Source organism: Kitasatospora nipponensis (genome assembly GCF_039528135.1).
Classification (GTDB): domain Bacteria; phylum Actinomycetota; class Actinomycetes; order Streptomycetales; family Streptomycetaceae; genus Kitasatospora; species Kitasatospora nipponensis.
In genome coordinates this window covers 1-594 of the sequence record NZ_BAAALF010000913.1, presented here as the reverse complement: position 1 = coordinate 594, position 594 = coordinate 1, and the positions used below count along the sequence as shown (strand labels likewise).

Genomic DNA, 594 nt, shown 5'->3' with positions numbered 1-594 from the left:
CTGGGTGTTGAACTTGATCTGCCAGACCACCACTTGGCCGTCGGGGCGCTCGCACATCACCGCGCCGTCCTGCCAGATGCCGTTGGTGACGTACCACTGACTGCCCACCGGGTCACCCTGGTTGAGGTGGACGTCGTGTACGCCGAGTCCGGTGGTGAAGCTCTGCCCGAACACGTAGATCCGGGAGGCGGCCTCGAGGTGCGGGACCAGCACGTCCAGGGCGTTGTCGCCGTCACTGGCGATCCACGGGAAGAACCGCAGGTGCGGGCGGGCCCAGTCGAGCCCCCCGAGCCCGGTGATCCGGCGGCGCAGCCCCTGCACCGACGTGGCCAGGCGGTCGGCCAGATCGGGGCCGAACATCGGGCTGCCCGGCGGATGCGGGGCGATCACCTGGTGGGCCCGGTCGGTCACGGCGGCCAGCCACTCGAACCAGAGACGGTTGCGCAGCAGCGGGCTCCGGACGTAGTCGAGCGCGCCGGAGGTGGGCGAGGAGGGCAAGTGATGGAAGCCGTCCGGCCGGACCCGGAGCGCGGCGATGTCGGCACTGCGCAGGTCGTCCACCAAGCGGTAGCTGACCCCCACACTGCCGGGCGC

General features: G+C 71.0%; 1 protein-coding gene. It reads right to left on the bottom strand.

All coding sequences use genetic code 11. The features are described from left to right. On the bottom strand, window positions 1-594 hold a 594-nt coding region (locus ABD323_RS44030), incomplete at both ends, for a DUF2278 family protein (RefSeq protein WP_344447618.1).